18 protein-coding genes and 1 riboswitch are annotated in these 14,823 nt (G+C 53.8%); all 18 genes read right to left on the reverse strand.

Features of this window, described 5'->3' with window-relative positions; translation table 11 throughout:
- Positions 1 to 52: 52 nt before the first annotated feature.
- Positions 53 to 1,567: a F0F1 ATP synthase subunit alpha gene (atpA, locus tag IJ22_RS20695; RefSeq protein ID WP_062410170.1), complete on the reverse strand. Its 1,515-nt coding sequence runs from the start codon at positions 1,565 to 1,567 to the stop codon at positions 53 to 55.
- A 16-nt stretch (positions 1,568 to 1,583) separates the two neighbouring features.
- A complete protein-coding gene (locus IJ22_RS20700; protein ID WP_054817701.1) occupies positions 1,584 to 2,135 on the reverse strand; it encodes a F0F1 ATP synthase subunit delta in 552 nt (183 codons plus the stop codon).
- The gene (gene atpF, locus IJ22_RS20705; RefSeq protein WP_054817702.1) at positions 2,132 to 2,617 is read right to left on the reverse strand and encodes a F0F1 ATP synthase subunit B; all 486 of its coding nucleotides are present in this window, start codon (positions 2,615 to 2,617) and stop codon (positions 2,132 to 2,134) included. The genes IJ22_RS20700 and atpF overlap by 4 nt, the downstream gene beginning before the upstream one ends.
- A 113-nt stretch (positions 2,618 to 2,730) precedes the next feature.
- Positions 2,731 to 2,952 carry a F0F1 ATP synthase subunit C gene (atpE, locus tag IJ22_RS20710; RefSeq protein WP_054817703.1) on the reverse strand — a complete coding sequence of 74 codons (222 nt, stop codon included), beginning with the start codon at positions 2,950 to 2,952 and terminating at the stop codon, positions 2,731 to 2,733.
- A 97-nt stretch (positions 2,953 to 3,049) separates the two neighbouring features.
- Positions 3,050 to 3,811: a F0F1 ATP synthase subunit A gene (atpB, locus tag IJ22_RS20715; protein ID WP_054817704.1), complete on the reverse strand. Its 762-nt coding sequence runs from the start codon at positions 3,809 to 3,811 to the stop codon at positions 3,050 to 3,052.
- 39 nt (positions 3,812 to 3,850) lie between these two features.
- Complete coding sequence (locus IJ22_RS20720; protein WP_054817705.1) at positions 3,851 to 4,222, reverse strand: ATP synthase subunit I; 372 nt, start codon at positions 4,220 to 4,222, stop codon at positions 3,851 to 3,853.
- On the reverse strand, positions 4,215 to 4,451 hold the full coding sequence (locus IJ22_RS20725; protein ID WP_054817706.1) for an AtpZ/AtpI family protein: 237 nt from the start codon (positions 4,449 to 4,451) through the stop codon (positions 4,215 to 4,217). Before IJ22_RS20725 ends, IJ22_RS20720 begins: the two co-directional genes overlap by 8 nt.
- A 173-nt stretch (positions 4,452 to 4,624) precedes the next feature.
- Entirely contained in the window at positions 4,625 to 5,767 is a 1,143-nt protein-coding gene (wecB, locus tag IJ22_RS20730) for a non-hydrolyzing UDP-N-acetylglucosamine 2-epimerase (RefSeq protein WP_062410171.1), read from the reverse strand.
- 38 nt (positions 5,768 to 5,805) lie between these two features.
- Positions 5,806 to 6,435, reverse strand: coding sequence for a uracil phosphoribosyltransferase (gene upp / locus IJ22_RS20735; RefSeq protein ID WP_054817707.1), 630 nt, complete (start codon positions 6,433 to 6,435; stop codon positions 5,806 to 5,808).
- Positions 6,436 to 6,869: 434 nt separating this feature from the next.
- On the reverse strand, positions 6,870 to 8,117 hold the full coding sequence (locus tag IJ22_RS20740; protein ID WP_062410172.1) for a serine hydroxymethyltransferase: 1,248 nt from the start codon (positions 8,115 to 8,117) through the stop codon (positions 6,870 to 6,872).
- A gap of 60 nt (positions 8,118 to 8,177) precedes the next feature.
- The gene (locus IJ22_RS20745) at positions 8,178 to 8,759 is read right to left on the reverse strand and encodes a TIGR01440 family protein (RefSeq protein WP_062410173.1); all 582 of its coding nucleotides are present in this window, start codon (positions 8,757 to 8,759) and stop codon (positions 8,178 to 8,180) included.
- A gap of 17 nt (positions 8,760 to 8,776) precedes the next feature.
- Complete coding sequence (rpiB, locus tag IJ22_RS20750) at positions 8,777 to 9,235, reverse strand: ribose 5-phosphate isomerase B (protein ID WP_062410174.1); 459 nt, start codon at positions 9,233 to 9,235, stop codon at positions 8,777 to 8,779.
- A 97-nt stretch (positions 9,236 to 9,332) separates the two neighbouring features.
- A riboswitch (ZMP/ZTP riboswitch) is annotated at positions 9,333 to 9,413 on the reverse strand.
- A gap of 86 nt (positions 9,414 to 9,499) precedes the next feature.
- Positions 9,500 to 10,084, reverse strand: a complete 585-nt coding sequence (locus IJ22_RS20755) for a low molecular weight protein arginine phosphatase (RefSeq protein ID WP_062411093.1) — start codon at positions 10,082 to 10,084, stop codon at positions 9,500 to 9,502.
- Between the two features lie 88 nt (positions 10,085 to 10,172).
- Positions 10,173 to 10,736, reverse strand: a complete 564-nt coding sequence (locus tag IJ22_RS20760; protein ID WP_054817710.1) for a manganese efflux pump MntP — start codon at positions 10,734 to 10,736, stop codon at positions 10,173 to 10,175.
- A 104-nt stretch (positions 10,737 to 10,840) separates the two neighbouring features.
- Positions 10,841 to 11,914, reverse strand: a complete 1,074-nt coding sequence (locus tag IJ22_RS20765) for an L-threonylcarbamoyladenylate synthase (protein ID WP_062410175.1) — start codon at positions 11,912 to 11,914, stop codon at positions 10,841 to 10,843.
- 53 nt (positions 11,915 to 11,967) lie between these two features.
- Positions 11,968 to 12,753 (reverse strand): stage II sporulation protein R, encoded by a 786-nt coding sequence (gene spoIIR / locus IJ22_RS20770; RefSeq protein WP_062410176.1) that lies wholly within the window; start codon positions 12,751 to 12,753, stop codon positions 11,968 to 11,970.
- Between the two features lie 84 nt (positions 12,754 to 12,837).
- A complete protein-coding gene (gene prmC / locus IJ22_RS20775; protein WP_201023644.1) occupies positions 12,838 to 13,722 on the reverse strand; it encodes a peptide chain release factor N(5)-glutamine methyltransferase in 885 nt (294 codons plus the stop codon).
- 10 nt (positions 13,723 to 13,732) lie between these two features.
- Positions 13,733 to 14,812 carry a peptide chain release factor 1 gene (gene prfA / locus IJ22_RS20780; protein ID WP_062410178.1) on the reverse strand — a complete coding sequence of 360 codons (1,080 nt, stop codon included), beginning with the start codon at positions 14,810 to 14,812 and terminating at the stop codon, positions 13,733 to 13,735.
- Between the last annotated feature and the right edge of the window lie 11 nt (positions 14,813 to 14,823).

Genomic DNA, 14,823 nt, shown 5'->3' on the forward strand with positions numbered 1-14,823 from the left:
GCTTAAAAAGGAATACCGAGCTTCTCTTGCGAGAAGCTCAGTTACCGTTCATTTATGCGGAAGGAGCGAATCCTTTTTTGAATTGCCCAATGGCTTCCGTCAGAGCCTTCTCATTATCCGATGTCAAATCTTTCGTATCGCGGATATTTTGAAGAATTTCCGGACGGTTGGAGTCCAAGTACGCCAGGAACTCAGCTTCGAAGCGGCGTACATCCTGTACCGGCAGCTCATCGATATGGCCTTTCGTTACCACATAGATGGCAACGACTTGCTTCTCAACCGGCATCGGCTGGTTTACCCCTTGCTTCAGCAGCTCGAGGGTACGAATACCGCGATTCAAACGAGTCTGCGTAGCACGGTCAAGGTCGGACCCGAACTGTGCAAAAGCAGCCAATTCACGGTATTGCGCAAGATCCAGACGGAGGGTACCGGCAACCTTCTTCATCGCTTTGATTTGCGCGGAGCCCCCTACACGGGATACGGAAATACCGACGTTAACCGCCGGACGCTGGCCGGAGTAGAACAGGTCGGACTCAAGGAAGATCTGTCCGTCTGTGATCGAAATAACGTTTGTTGGAATATAAGCCGATACGTCGCCTGCTTGGGTCTCAATGAACGGAAGAGCCGTTAACGACCCGCCGCCCAGCTCGTCGCTAAGCTTCGCAGCGCGTTCGAGCAAGCGGGAGTGCAGATAGAAAACGTCACCCGGATAAGCTTCACGGCCCGGAGGACGGCGAAGCAGCAGGGACAGCTCACGGTATGCGGCAGCTTGCTTGGACAAGTCATCATAGATAATGAGCACGTGCTCGCCTTTGTACATAAAGTATTCGCCCATTGCGCAGCCGGCGTAAGGAGCCAACCAAAGCATAGGGGCCGGCTCGGAAGCCGAAGCCGTGACAACGATCGTGTAATCCAGAGCGCCGTTACGGCGGAGCGTTTCCACCACATTAACGACAGTGGATTGCTTTTGACCGATGGCAACATAGATACATTTCACACCGTTGCCCTTTTGGTTAATGATGGTATCGATCGCAATGGATGTTTTACCGGTTTGACGGTCACCGATAATGAGCTCACGCTGTCCGCGGCCGATCGGGATCATTGCGTCAATGGCTTTAATCCCGGTTTGCATCGGCTCATGAACCGATTTACGGTCCATGACGCCAGGTGCCGGAGATTCAACCGGACGGAAGTGCGTTGTGTTGATCGGACCTTTGCCGTCAACCGGTTGACCGAGCGCATTAACGACGCGGCCGAGAAGCTCTTCGCCAACCGGAACCTCCATGATCCGGCCGGTGCGTTTCACCTGATCGCCCTCGCGGATGTCGGTGTAAGGTCCCAAAATAACGATACCTACGTTGCTTTCCTCAAGGTTGAACGCATAGCCCAAAACCCCGTTGGGAAACTCGAGCAGCTCGCCTGCCATAACGTTTTCCAAGCCGTGCACACGGGCAATACCGTCACCGACCTGAATGACCGTACCTACGTCAACGACTTGAATTTCCGAATTATATTTCTCAATCTGTTGTTTGATTAATGTGCTGATTTCTTCAGGTTTGATACTCAACGAACCTCACCCCTATCTACAGTGCTTGAGATTGATTCAATGTTCTTTCCAGACGCTTCAGCTTGCCGGACAGGCTGCCGTCGTACAAACGGTCGCCGATGCGGACTTGAATACCGCCGAGCAAGCTTTTATCTATAACCGATTCCACGCGGATTTGTTTACCGGTCAATTTGCCGAACGTGGCGGCAATATCGTTCAACTCTGCTTCGGACAGCTTCACTGGCGTATATACCGTAGCGTTCGCTTGTCCGAGCGCATCGTTTGCGATCTTTACATAAGCTTTTACAAAGGCTTCCAGCGCCTCTTCGCGTCTTCTCTCAATCAGCAGCTGCAGCGTATTCAATACAGCCTCGGATACGGAGGATTCGAAGATTTGCTTGATCAGCCCAATTTTTACAGCAGCCTCGATGCCCGGGTGTTTAATCAGCTTCGATAAATCCGCATTTTCTTTCAATACCGAAGCGACCGATACAAGCTCTTGCTCTATTTGAGCTACTTGACCTTTTTCCCGTGCGACTTCAAACAAGGCTTTTGCATATCTTTTGGCTGCGATCATGTCCTGGCTCATTGGTTGCCCCCTACTTCTTTCAGGTAGTGCTCAACCAGCTGTTCCTGAGACTTCTCATCGATTTGCTTCTCGATGATTTTGGAAGCGATCATTACGGACATCGCGCTGACTTGGCTGCGGAGAGCCGCAACGGCCAGGTTTTTCTCGGTTTCGATATCGCGAAGCGCTTCTTCTTTAATTCTTGCCGCCTCTTCTTTCGCTTGGCGGATGATATCTTCAGCCTGTTTCCCGCTGGTTACACGGGCCTGCTCGATAATGGCTTTCGCTTCGCTGCGAACTTGCTCAAGAGCGGCCTTCTGTTCGGCGAGGAGCGCATCGGCTTGTTTGCGGTCCTGCTCTGCGCTTTGCAATTGATCAAGAACGAGCTTTCTACGTTGTTCCATCACGCCCATTAACGGTCCGAAAGCATATTTGCTGATCAGCAGCATCAGGATCCCGAACGAAATGATGGCGATGATAAAAGAACTGAATGTGAAATGCATCTATACGTCACTCCCTTCAGAGGGGTAATGGCTGAATCATAATCCGAATGAGTACATTCGGACAAAAGGAAGGCGTGGAGGCTATAGGCTTCCCCGCCCAAGGTTCAAGCATCTTAACCTGCGAATACGAACGTGAAGAGCAATGCAAATACGACCGCGATGATCGGAATCGCCTCGACAAGACCTACACCGATAAACATGACCGTTTGAAGCGTACCTTTAAGCTCTGGTTGACGAGCGATACCGTCAACTGTTTTGCTGACGATCAAACCGTTACCGATACCTGCGCCAAGCGCACCCAAACCGATTGCAATAGCAGCTGCAAGAAATTCCATTGTAAAATATCCTCCTTAAAATTGTTCAATTTTGGTTTTGTTATGTTTAATAAAGCGGATAAGGATCTGAATGCCAGCATAAATACCCGTCCGCATATTACTCTTTGTGTTCAATGGCTTGAGACAAGTAAACCATGGTCAGCGTCGTAAAGACGAACGCCTGAATGGCGCCTACGAACACACTGAAGCCCTGCCAGATGATCAGCGGGAGTATCCCTCCGATACCAGCCATGAGAATAACGGCGATTAAGACTTCACCGGCGTAGATGTTACCAAATAGACGCATGCCGAGCGTCAAGAGTTTGGAGATCTCCTTGACGATATTCAACGGAAACATCACCGCGAACGGTTCGACATAGTGGTGCAAGTAGTGCTTGGTGTTACGTGTAAGTCCCAGATAATGAGTCATGACAATGACCATGAGGGCCAGTCCCATCGTAACAGACAAGTCAGCTGTCGGTGATTTCCACCAACCGATCCCGATGTGTTTGCCGGCTTGATGCGCCGCATCGATCTCCGCTTGCGTTATGCCGAGCCATGGAATCGGCTGCGTTACTTCGGTCACGATGACAAGCGGCAGGCCAAGCATATTGCCGACAAAGATGAACATGATCAGTGTAATCCCAAGCATAATGAAAGCTTTACCCTTCTTCATGTCCATAGTGCCTGCAATGATATTGTGAACAAACTCAACTAACCACTCCAAGAAATTTTGCATTTTGCCGGGATTGTGTACGGAAAGATTGCGGGTTCCGGCAATCGCAATGAGCAGTACGATCAAACATGTAACTGCTATGGTAATGATGGTGGAAAGGTCCCAATCGATTCCTAACCAATTCACTATCGGTAACTCATGCATTCTACTAGTTTCACCCCTTTCCAAGGCATGATGGAATAATTATTTTTTAATTGAAATAATACCCAATAGGAGTGTTGCCAACTGTACGAAAATTAATCCTATGATGGTAGTCCATACAGCAATATGTTCCGGTACTTCGTAAGCCCCCCACACGGCAAGCAAGGAAATCGCGGCTCTTGTGCCGAAGCCGATACCGCCTCTGCGCCTTCTTCCTTCAAGCACCGAATCCGTGAGCTGCCTGATTTTCCACGCCAGATAATGGGCATTGACAAGACTGACGATTGTTCCCAGAATCAATCCGGCAAAGTGCGGGCGATATCCAGGCAACAGCGCCCAAGCCATGAAACAGAAAGACAAAAAAAATATGATAATACGCTGAACCGTTTTCAGGCGGGTCGAAAGTTCATTCATTGCCGTCCCCCCGCATGTAGCTTCGGATGATCAGAAAAGCGCCGGCGGCTCCCGCAAAGAAACCCGCCAACATTCCACCCACAATCCAGAACGGTTCCCCGCCCTGACGTTCGCTCATCCAATTGCCCAGCCAATAACCGGCCAACATGCAAACGCCCAAATCAATGCCAATGCTGCCCAATAGAGCAACGGCTCGCCACGGATTATCATTGGAATTTTGTCGTTTCATAAGCCTTCCTTATCAATCCTAGTTTATTTTAGCGGAGTAAAGTCACATTTGTCAATTACGAAGTCTGGTAACCCTTCTGTGATAAAAACGCAAAAAACCTTGATATATCAACCTTTTTTTGCATTCCAAACCAAACAGTAGAGATGTATGGTGTAACGTTTGTCATCAGATTGTCACGGTTGGAACGGCTCGGGTCTATCCGACCTATGGTTGAAATGGAAAAGGATAGCTTGCACGATTCGTTCGGACGCCTTGCCGTCGCCGTAAGGATTGGCCGACCGGCTCATTCTTTCGTACATAGCCGTGTCGCTCAGCAGTGCTTTAGCCCGCTCATATACCCTCTGTTCGTCGGTGCCGACCAGCTCCAACGTTCCCGCGTCGATTCCTTCCGGCCGCTCGGTCGTCTCCCTCAGCACCAGCACCGGTACGCCGAATGACGGCGCTTCTTCCTGAAGCCCTCCGGAGTCGGTCAGAATGAGATGCGCATGGGGATAAAAATTGTGGAACTCAAACACATCGAGCGGATCGATAAGTTTGATCCGGTCATGGCCGCTAAGCAGTTCATAAGCCGGTTCCTTTACAGCCGGGCTCGGATGCACCGGATATACGATCGCGATATCTTCGAATTCATCGGCCAGACGGCGTACCGCACGGAAAATTTGGCGGTGCGGCTCCCCCTGCGACTCCCGGCGATGTGCGGTCATCAATACCAGGCGTTTGCCTTGTGCCCATTCAAGCACCGGGTGGGAGAACGACGGACGAACCGTGTATTGAAACACGTCGGTCACGGTATTCCCCGTAACGAAGATGGAATCTTCCCGCTTGTTTTCTTTGCGCAGGTTTCCTGCAGACCAGTTCGTCGGAGCAAAGTGGAGATCAGACAGAACTCCGGTCAGCTGGCGGTTCATTTCCTCAGGATAAGGAGACAGCTTGTTCCACGTCCGAAGACCCGCTTCCACATGACCCACTTGGATTTGCTGCATAAACGCGGCGTAGCTCGCCAAAAATGTCGTTAACGTGTCCCCGTGAACAAGAATCAGATCCGGTTTTTCTTCTTTGAATACCGGATCCAGTCCTTGAAGTACACGGATCGATATTTCATTCAAGGTCTGACGTTCTTTCATGACGTCCAAATCGTAGTCCGGCTTGATGGAGAATATATCCAGTACCTGATCGAGCATTTGGCGATGCTGTGCCGTAACGCAAACAAGCGACTCGATTTGCCCGGGATACTTTTCCAACTCCTTCACCAACGGAGCCATTTTGATGGCTTCCGGTCTGGTGCCGAAGATGGTGATTACTTTCGTTTTTTTCATCGCTCTCGGCTTCCCTTCCCTCTTCCGAATTCAGCAGCTTACTTTGTTCCGAACAGCCGATCGCCCGCATCGCCGAGCCCCGGAACTATGTATCCGTGGTCGTTCAAATGGTCGTCGATAGCCGCTACATAAAGATCAACGTCAGGATGCGCCTTTTGCACAGCCTGCACACCTTCCGGCGCAGCAATCAGGCACATCAGCTTAATCTGCGTGCAGCCCCTTTTCTTCAGCGCTTCGATCGCCGCATTAGCCGAACCGCCCGTGGCGAGCATCGGATCAATTACGATCAGCTCCCGTTCCTGCACATCCGTCGGAAGCTTGGCATAGTATTCCACCGGCTCCAGCGTATCCGGGTCCCGGTACAACCCGATATGCCCCACTTTGGCGGCAGGGACCAGCTTCAGAATCCCGTCTACCATACCGAGGCCGGCGCGCAGAATCGGAATAAGACCCAGCATACGGCCGGAGATCACTCTGCACTCGGCGGTCGTAACAGGTGTGCGCACCTGCACCTTTTCGAGCGGAATGTCTCTTGTTATTTCGTAAGCCATCAATGTGGCCACTTCATCCACCAGCTCGCGGAAATCTTTCGTGGTGGTATTCTCATCCCGAATGTAGGTCAGCTTATGCTGAATCAACGGATGGTCGCAAACAAACACTTTACCCATGCAAGGTCCTCCTATAACGCTATAAAGCCCAAAATCTTGTCTATTATACCACAACTACCGATACTTATCCCAATCGGGAAAAAAACGCCAACCAACGCAAATGAATCCAAATCAACGTTACGCATTCTACAGACCGCGTTCCCTGGCTGAGGAGCGGTCTATTGCTATTTGGACACGCCAAGCCTGCCAAAAACGAACTCGCCTGCCGAGATCATAAAAGAAAGCGTCTGGAAAATTCCATGGACGCCAAAAAAATGATAGTTTATTTCACTTCACTGGCTATCAACCGTTCATCCCTTGTCTTATAAACCGAATGTACTGCCCCATTTATTATAGCACAATGTCCCCCGTTCTTCTTCTGCAATGATCCACGTGAAACATAAATATGCCGGCTCCTCATATAAAGAGCCGGCCTTTGTTGGTTTTAGCGATCATTAATACTGAAGTCCGGGATACAGCGGGAATTGTGCCGTCAAATCTTTCACCATACCGCGCACCTTCTCATGCACAGCCTGATCGGACGGATTCTTAAGCGTAAGCGAAATAATCTTGGCGATGGTTTTCATAGCTTCCTGATTCATACCGCGGGCTGTGGCCGCAGGAGTACCGATCCGGATACCGCTGGTCACAAACGGGCTGGTCGGATCGAACGGAATGGCGTTCTTGTTTACCGTCACGCCCACTTCATCGAGCAGATGCTCCGCTTCTTTACCCGTCAGGTTCAAGCTGCGAAGATCGATCAGCATCAGGTGGTTGTCCGTTCCCCCGGAAACGAGGTTGATTCCTTCCGCCATCAAACCATCTGCCAATGTTTTCGCATTGTTTACAACATTCTGAGCGTATGATTTGAACTCCGGCTGCAGCGCCTCTCCCAAGGCCACCGCTTTGGCCGCGATGATATGCATCAGCGGACCGCCTTGCGAGCCTGGGAACACCGCTTTGTCAATCGCGGCAGCCCATGGTTTGCGGCACAGGATCATACCGCCGCGAGGCCCGCGAAGCGTCTTATGCGTTGTCGTTGTTACAAAATGAGCGTGCGGCACCGGATTTGGATGCAGGCCTGCAGCCACAAGACCGGCAATATGAGCCATGTCCACCATAAACAGCGCGCCGACGTCATTTGCAATTTGCGCCAAGGCTTCGAAGTCGATGATGCGCGGGTATGCGCTGGCACCGGCTACAATCAAGCGCGGCTTGTGCTTGAACGCCGCTTTGCGGACTTCGTCATAATCGATGCGGGAATCTTTCTCACTTACGCCATAGGCTGCGAAGTTATACAAAATTCCGGATGCATTGACCGGACTGCCGTGCGTCAGATGACCGCCGTGCGCCAGGTTCATCCCCAGGATCGTCTCCCCCGGTTGTACCGCAGCAAGGTAAACGGCCATGTTCGCCTGGGCGCCGGAGTGCGGCTGAACGTTCGCATGCTCAGCGCCAAACAATTCTTTCGCGCGGTCGCGTGCGATATCCTCGACGATGTCGACGTATTCGCAGCCGCCATAGTAACGCTTATTCGGGTAACCTTCCGCATATTTGTTGGTCAATACGGTACCCATCGCCTCAAGCACCGCTTGGCTGACGAAATTTTCGGACGCGATCAGCTCGATTTTGTCGCGTTGACGACCGAGCTCAAGATTCATTGCTTCCACGATTTTCGGGTCTTGTTTGCGAAGAAATTCCATGTAAGTTATCCTCCTTGAATATTACGAGATCTATTTTGAATACGAATAGGCGAGTCCATCTCAATCACAAGTTCTGTCGGACGCCTGTGTATCGATCGTATAGACTGCCCGAGCACCCCCGATCAGCTTCGGCCGGGTATAAGCCATCTGCACGTGCGCCCCGCCGATCTGCCGGATCGACGGCAGCAGCGGCACCGCTACACGCTTCAAATGCATACCGATGAGCGTTCCCCCGATATCCAGTCCCGCATGCGCCTGAACGGTCTCCACAACAACAGCCTCCTTCAGATGCCTGAAGGCATAGGAAGCCATTGAGCCCCCGGCTTTGGGCACCGGTATGACGCTCACTTGTTCCAGTCCATACCGCAGCATCGCTTCCTTCTCCACAACGAGCGCCCGGTTCAAATGTTCACAGCACTGGTAAACGGGAAAAAAGCCGATCTTCTCCCGCACCGCTTCTACTCCGGCATAAATTTCCCGGGCCGCCTCTTCGCTTCCCGCTGTGCCGATATGTTTACCGAGCACCTCGCTGGTGCTTGTCCCTATGACCAGAAGATGTCCCGCTTCTACCCCGCCTGCCTTGACCAGCTCACGGACGATGATTTCTACTTGAGAACGTATCGTAGTCAGGTTTATGTTCATGACTGCTTTACCTCGAATTAAGGATGCAGCGCATATTTGTCTTCCAACGCTTTCACTTTGGCAACGCGGTTTTTGTGCCGCTCCCCGTTTGAAAATTCGGTCTCCAGCCAAATTTTGACGATTTCCTGAGCTACACCGGGTCCGATGACGCGCTCGCCCATCGCCAGCACATTGGAATCGTTATGCTCGCGGGTCGCCTTGGCCGAGAACAAATCGTGTACCAGCGCACAGCGGATGCCCGGCACTTTATTGGCCGCAATCGTCATCCCGATCCCCGTTCCGCAAATCAGGATTCCCCTGTCCGCTTCCCCGGCAACGATTTTCTCGCACACGGCGAGCGCATAGTCCGAGTAATCCACGGAATCGGAGCAGTCACAGCCGCAATTCAGCACTTGATGCCCCATCGACTCAAGAAACGGAATTAATTCATCCTTTAACCGATATCCTGCATGATCCGCACCCATTGCTATTTTCATCACGTTTGCCTCCTCACTTAGTCATTTCATTATAACCTAAACAAGCGGTAAACACGAAAAAAGAGCATGACACATGCGCTCTCCGCGCATCGTGTTGCTCTTTCGCCCAGGCGACCGGCCGTATGTCCCGATGCTCCACTGTGGTTTATTCCACTCGTCGCCAGTTACACCGGGCACTGATGATTGATAAGTTTATCATATCCCATTAAGCGTTTGCTGTAAAGCCCAACTTCCCGTATCGGGACCCTCCGTCGGCTCCTGATGTTAACGGTCTTTTTTCAGCTTCGCCGCCAGCTTGATCAAGCACTCCTCGATCTCCCAGGCGCATTTTTCATACTCCCTGTAGGATCCTCCGAACGGATCTGCGATGTCCGGCAGCGGCAATTCTTTTTGCAGGGTGAGTACACGCTCTCTCTCTTCCTCAGTAATTTGCCCGGACAGCGCTTGTTTCAGCTCCAGCTCGGTGATCAGACTTTCCATCTCCGATATTTTATCCGCTAACTGCGGGTCATCCTGCACATATTCCTTCAGTGTATACACCTTGTCCACAGCCTCGGGATACAGTTGAATCGTATGCCTCTTATGACTGGAAGTCATCGTCAGCACCAAATCCGCCCAATCGATCAGGATCTGTGACAGAAATGTTGAAGCCGACGGTCCGACACAGCCTTTGTTCTTCAACACGGAAGCCGCGTGGTCAGATAACTGCGTTCCCTCGTACGCCGCTACGCCGGCCGAACGCACCTCAATGTCCGTTAGTCCTTCTTCAGAAAGAATTTTACGCATTATTCCTTCCGCCATCGGACTGCGGCAAGTATTGCCCGTACAAACGAACAAGATTCGGTTCATCGCGTTCTCCCCGCCTTTCCGTAGTTCATATTTTGGTTTCTCATAATCATATTGTACCCCAAAAGCAAGCAAATATGGAACTTCACCTTTAAAGCAAAAACTTGATGCCGAAAGCCAGCAGGATCACTCCCCCGAGCGCTTCGCCATATTCTCCGATCCATTGTCCGACTCGCCGTCCAAGCAGCAGACCGATGACCGACATCAAGCCTCCCGCCACGCCAAACATCAGCACCGTAAGCAGGACATCGCCTGCAAACATCCCCAGTGAAACGCCCACAGAGAAAGAATCGATGCTTACACTCAGAGAGAACAGCGTCAAGCCCAAAAAGGAACGATAATCGTAAGACTTGGACTCCTCTGTCCGCAGAGAGCTATATACCATATGCAATCCCAGCAGAAGTAGAAGAATACCGCCGCACATCGTAGCCACTTTACCGAGCAGCATGCTGATATATCCGCCCATCCGCATGCCGGCCAACGGCATAATCATATGAAATAAGGCGGTGGTTACGCTAATTTTTAAAATATCGAGCTTACGGATACCCTTCATTCCGATCCCCAGCCCCAGTGACAGCGCATCCAGACCGAGGGCAACCGCCATGAGTCCGATGGATATGATTTGGGCCCACACCAGCGGTGACGCCAAGTCCATTTCTACCCTACCCCCTGTCCTATTCTAAATCAACATATGCGGACAAGGGCAGAAAGATGACTTGAGGCGGATGTGCTGCTGCAGGGATGGACAGGGAAAGCTCGCTAGAGCGTCACGATTCGCCCGCCGGCGGCTTTGCGCAGGCGGTTCATGATCGCGGCCCCGATCCCCTCTTCGGGGCACGCTTGGGCTGTGATGAAGCCGACACCGGCTTCATCGAATTCGCGGAGCGCGGCGTAGAGTCCTTGGGCGACCGTTTCGAGGTCGTCCAGACGGCCGCACGCGACGACGCAGTCCGCGCGGAACGCGCCGGCGTACTCGCCGTAGGTGAGGACGCCAGTGCGCTCGCCGCGCGCGCGGGCCTCATCGAGCTCGCGCTGCATGCGAGCGAGAATCTGTTCGGGCGCCGTGCCCTGGCGGCCTTGAACAAGCAGCAGCGCGCCGCGGGGCGCATAATGGGCATATTTCATGCCCGGGGCGCGCGGAGCGGACGGCTCCTGGTGCTCGGGGCTTGCCTCGAGCACTGGGATATGAGGCGGCAGCGCCTGGCGCAGCTGCTCAAGCGTAATCCCCCCGGGACGCAGGATGTGTAGCGCGCCTCCGGCGTACTCCACAACCGTCGACTCGACGCCGACGCCGGTCTCCCCGCCGTCAACGATGCCGCCAATGCGTCCCTCCAAATCTTCCAGCACGTGCGCTGCCTGCGTCGGGCTCGGGCGTCCCGATCGGTTCGCGCTGGGCGCCGCGACCGGGCATCCCGCCGCGGCAATCAGTTGCAGCGCAACAGGGTGGTCCGGCATGCGCAGCCCGACCGTGGACAACCCTGCGGTCACAAGCGGGGATAATACCCCGGGACGAACGGGCAACACAACGGTCAGCGGCCCCGGCCAAAACGCATCCAGCAAACGCGAAACGGCCTCATCCGGCGGAGCCGCCAGCTCCTCCAGTTGAGACCTGTCTGCAATATGCACAATCAGAGGGTTATCCGACGGCCGGCCTTTGGCCGAGAAGATGCCGGCCACCGCTTCTGAACTGCAGGCATCGGCCCCAAGACCATACACCGTCTCCGTCGGAAACGCCACTGTCCGTCCTTGCCGGAGAAGCTGCGCCGCCTCCTGCAGCTTCGCCGGATCGGGATGCTGCCCGTCTACCTCCCATACCATCGTCTCTATCGTCATCGGGATTACCTCTTCCTTTCCCTGCATCCAATGGCTTCATATGGCTAAAGCGCTCAAACGAACCAGGAACCGATTTTTTTGAGCATATCCCAAAGGAAAAACCGAACCTCCGGCTGGGCGGCCGCAGCAGCATTCTTTTCGGAATCGGTGTTTTCCTTGGATGTCTTTATTTCCTTAGCCTGTGTTTTGTCTTTCGGTACGTTGTCCCGGTCTTCCTTGGCCGCCCCGGTTTCTTTATCCTCTTTACTTGCCTCCCCGGCCGGCTCGGATTCCTTCGGCTCAGCAGCATACGCTGTGTTCCTTTTGACCACCATCTCCGAATCTACAAAACAGAGCGGCGGAAACAGCACGCACCACCAATTTTGTCCTTCCGCCGCCCCGATGGAAACACGCAGCGCCTCATAATCACCGGCAGGATACACTTGATTCCCGTACATTTTCGTCGGAAACGGAACGACGCCCAGTTCTACATTATAGCTATAGTCAAAACCGTTCTTCCGCAGCGTCTCACCCACCAGCTCGTTCAACTCCGGCAAATGCTCCCGGACCACTTCGCGGGCTTCTTGGATGCCTTGCGGAGCCGTAACCCAACCGTTCATTTGTTCCACAATGGCGTCGCGCACCTCGCGCTTGAGCCATTGATCAAGGGCCGCATCGGAATGAGCCAGGATGCGCAGACGAATCGATTCCTGCGGTATGACGGCGCTTTGCACTTCCCCGCTCCCGGCGGGCGATGCAAACAAGACGGCATTCGATCGCTGGGATTCCCAGCAAGCAAGCAGCACCATAAAAGCAAAAGCCAAATACGCATACCGTTTCCACGCAAACCGTTTGACCATTCCGGACAGCCCCTCTCCAATCTCGAACTCTAGCTCTTCTAGTTGCTAGTATGTCCGGATTAAGAGAGTTTAAACGCAGGCGGATCAAAACAACGAATGCTGCCTTCTCCGTAAAGCGATCACGTGCCGGTCAATGCCGGCCAAATCGGGAATGGTTCGAATCTCGTCCCAATCCGCCGCGCGTTCCAGCAGCTGCCTGACCTCTTGAGCTTGCCCCATCCCGACCTCAAAGCCGACCAAAGCCGGCATTGCAGGCAGCTCGGCAAGCTGCGCCGTCAACCGGCGGTACGGCACCAGCCCGTCCGCGCCGCCATACAGTGCCGTCCGCGGCTCGAACAGCCTCACCTCCGGCTGAAGCCCCTCCTCATCCGCCTCCGGAATGTACGGCGGATTCGATATGACCAGATCGAGCCGCTCGCCGCGCTCGATCCACGGAGCCAGCAGGTCTCCTTCGAAGAAGGCGATTCGCTCGGCTACCCCGTGGCGCACCGCATTGGCTTTGGCCACCTCCAGCGCGTCCGGCGAGATGTCCGAGGCCATCACCCGCCACCGCGGGCACTGTACGGCAAGGCTCACCGCGATGGCCCCGCTGCCGGTGCCGATGTCCGCCACTGCCGGGCTCTCGCCATCTTTCCACAATTGCCGTCCGATTAGCACGGCCTGCTCAACCAGCAGCTCCGTCTCCGGCCGCGGGATGAGCACCGCCGGCGTTACCGTATAGGAAAGCCCGTAGAACTCCTGCTCTCCTATGATATACTGCACCGGTTCACCACTCGCCTTGCGGGCAAGCAGCCGCTTCCAGTCCGCCTCCCGCTCCGGCGGGAAGGGCTCGGGCCAGCGGAGGAGCAGTCCGCTGCGGCTCTCGCCCAGCAGATACTCGAGCAGCCGTCCGGCATTCGCCTCCGGCTCCCGCACACCGCTGCGCCGCAAAAAAGAAGAAGCCTCTGCATAGGCTTCACGTATCGTCATCGGCCGATCTTCACGCACCGGCGTATTCTCCTTTTTCGATCTGCTCGGTTTGCGAAGCAATGGTCAGCGCGGAGATGATTTCATCCATCTCGCCATTGAGCACGGCGTCAAGGCGATGCAGCGTCAGGCCGATCCGGTGGTCCGTCACCCGGCTTTGCGGGAAGTTATAGGTACGGATCCGCTCCGAACGGTCTCCCGTCCCGATCTTGCTCTTGCGCTCGGCGCCATACTTCTCCATCTCTTCCTGCTGCATTTTATCGTAGATCCGGGCCCGCAGCACCTGCAGCGCCTTCTCTTTGTTCGAGTTTTGCGATTTGCCGTCCTGGCAGGTGGCTACGATTCCGGTCGGGATGTGTGTTACGCGTACCGCCGACTTTGTCGTATTGACCGATTGCCCGCCCGCTCCACTGGAACAGAACGTATCGACACGGATATCCGAATCCAGGATTTCGATATCGAATTCTTCCATCTCCGGCATCACGGATACCGTCGAAGTGGACGTATGAATACGTCCCCCCGATTCGGTCGCCGGGATACGCTGTACGCGATGTGCGCCGCTCTCAAACTTCAGCTTGCTGTAAGCCCCTTTGCCGCTCACCAAAAAAATAATCTCTTTAAATCCGCCGAGATCATTCATATTCACATCCAGCACTTCCGTCCGCCAGCCCTGTGAATCGGCATACTTCGTATACATCCGGTACAGGTCGGCGGCAAACAATGCCGCTTCGTCCCCGCCAGCGGCACCGCGGATTTCCACAATCACGTTCTTATCGTCATTCGGATCCTTCGGCATCATCAGCACCTTGATGCGCTCTTCCAGCTTGGCTTTACGCTCCGACAGTTCTTCGAGCTCCAGCTTCACCAATTCCTTCATTTCGTCATCCAGCTTTTCATTCTGCATGACCCGCGCCGCTTCGTACTGCTCCGACACGCTCTTGTATTCCATATACGCGTCGTAGGCCTCCTGAAGATCGGATTGCTCCTTGGAATATTCCCGCAGCTTTTTGGAATCACTCGTCACGTTCGGGTCACAGAGCAGTTCGCTTAATTTCTCATATCGGTCAGCCAATGCTTGCAACCGATCCAGCATCTGATTTCACC

The organism is Paenibacillus naphthalenovorans, assembly GCF_001465255.1.
Lineage (GTDB): Bacteria > Bacillota > Bacilli > Paenibacillales > NBRC-103111 > Paenibacillus_G > Paenibacillus_G naphthalenovorans.

Bases quoted from the DNA above. Each gene is read 5' to 3' on its own strand.
- IJ22_RS20700 (WP_054817701.1), bottom strand. From the start codon at position 2,135: ATGAGCCAGGACATGATCGCAGCCAAAAGATATGCAAAAGCCTTGTTT.
- atpF (WP_054817702.1), bottom strand. From the start codon at position 2,617: ATGCATTTCACATTCAGTTCTTTTATCATCGCCATCATTTCGTTCGGG.
- atpE (WP_054817703.1), bottom strand. From the start codon at position 2,952: ATGGAATTTCTTGCAGCTGCTATTGCAATCGGTTTGGGTGCGCTTGGC.
- atpB (WP_054817704.1), bottom strand. From the start codon at position 3,811: ATGCATGAGTTACCGATAGTGAATTGGTTAGGAATCGATTGGGACCTT.
- IJ22_RS20720 (WP_054817705.1), bottom strand. From the start codon at position 4,222: ATGAATGAACTTTCGACCCGCCTGAAAACGGTTCAGCGTATTATCATA.
- IJ22_RS20725 (WP_054817706.1), bottom strand. From the start codon at position 4,451: ATGAAACGACAAAATTCCAATGATAATCCGTGGCGAGCCGTTGCTCTA.
- wecB (WP_062410171.1), bottom strand. From the start codon at position 5,767: ATGAAAAAAACGAAAGTAATCACCATCTTCGGCACCAGACCGGAAGCC.
- upp (WP_054817707.1), bottom strand. From the start codon at position 6,435: ATGGGTAAAGTGTTTGTTTGCGACCATCCGTTGATTCAGCATAAGCTG.
- IJ22_RS20740 (WP_062410172.1), bottom strand. From the start codon at position 8,117: ATGGAATTTCTTCGCAAACAAGACCCGAAAATCGTGGAAGCAATGAAT.
- IJ22_RS20745 (WP_062410173.1), bottom strand. From the start codon at position 8,759: ATGAACATAAACCTGACTACGATACGTTCTCAAGTAGAAATCATCGTC.
- rpiB (WP_062410174.1), bottom strand. From the start codon at position 9,235: ATGAAAATAGCAATGGGTGCGGATCATGCAGGATATCGGTTAAAGGAT.
- IJ22_RS20755 (WP_062411093.1), bottom strand. From the start codon at position 10,084: ATGAACCGAATCTTGTTCGTTTGTACGGGCAATACTTGCCGCAGTCCG.
- IJ22_RS20760 (WP_054817710.1), bottom strand. From the start codon at position 10,736: ATGGACTTGGCGTCACCGCTGGTGTGGGCCCAAATCATATCCATCGGA.
- IJ22_RS20765 (WP_062410175.1), bottom strand. From the start codon at position 11,914: ATGACGATAGAGACGATGGTATGGGAGGTAGACGGGCAGCATCCCGAT.
- spoIIR (WP_062410176.1), bottom strand. From the start codon at position 12,753: ATGGTCAAACGGTTTGCGTGGAAACGGTATGCGTATTTGGCTTTTGCT.
- prmC (WP_201023644.1), bottom strand. From the start codon at position 13,722: ATGACGATACGTGAAGCCTATGCAGAGGCTTCTTCTTTTTTGCGGCGC.
- prfA (WP_062410178.1), bottom strand. From the start codon at position 14,812: ATGCTGGATCGGTTGCAAGCATTGGCTGACCGATATGAGAAATTAAGC.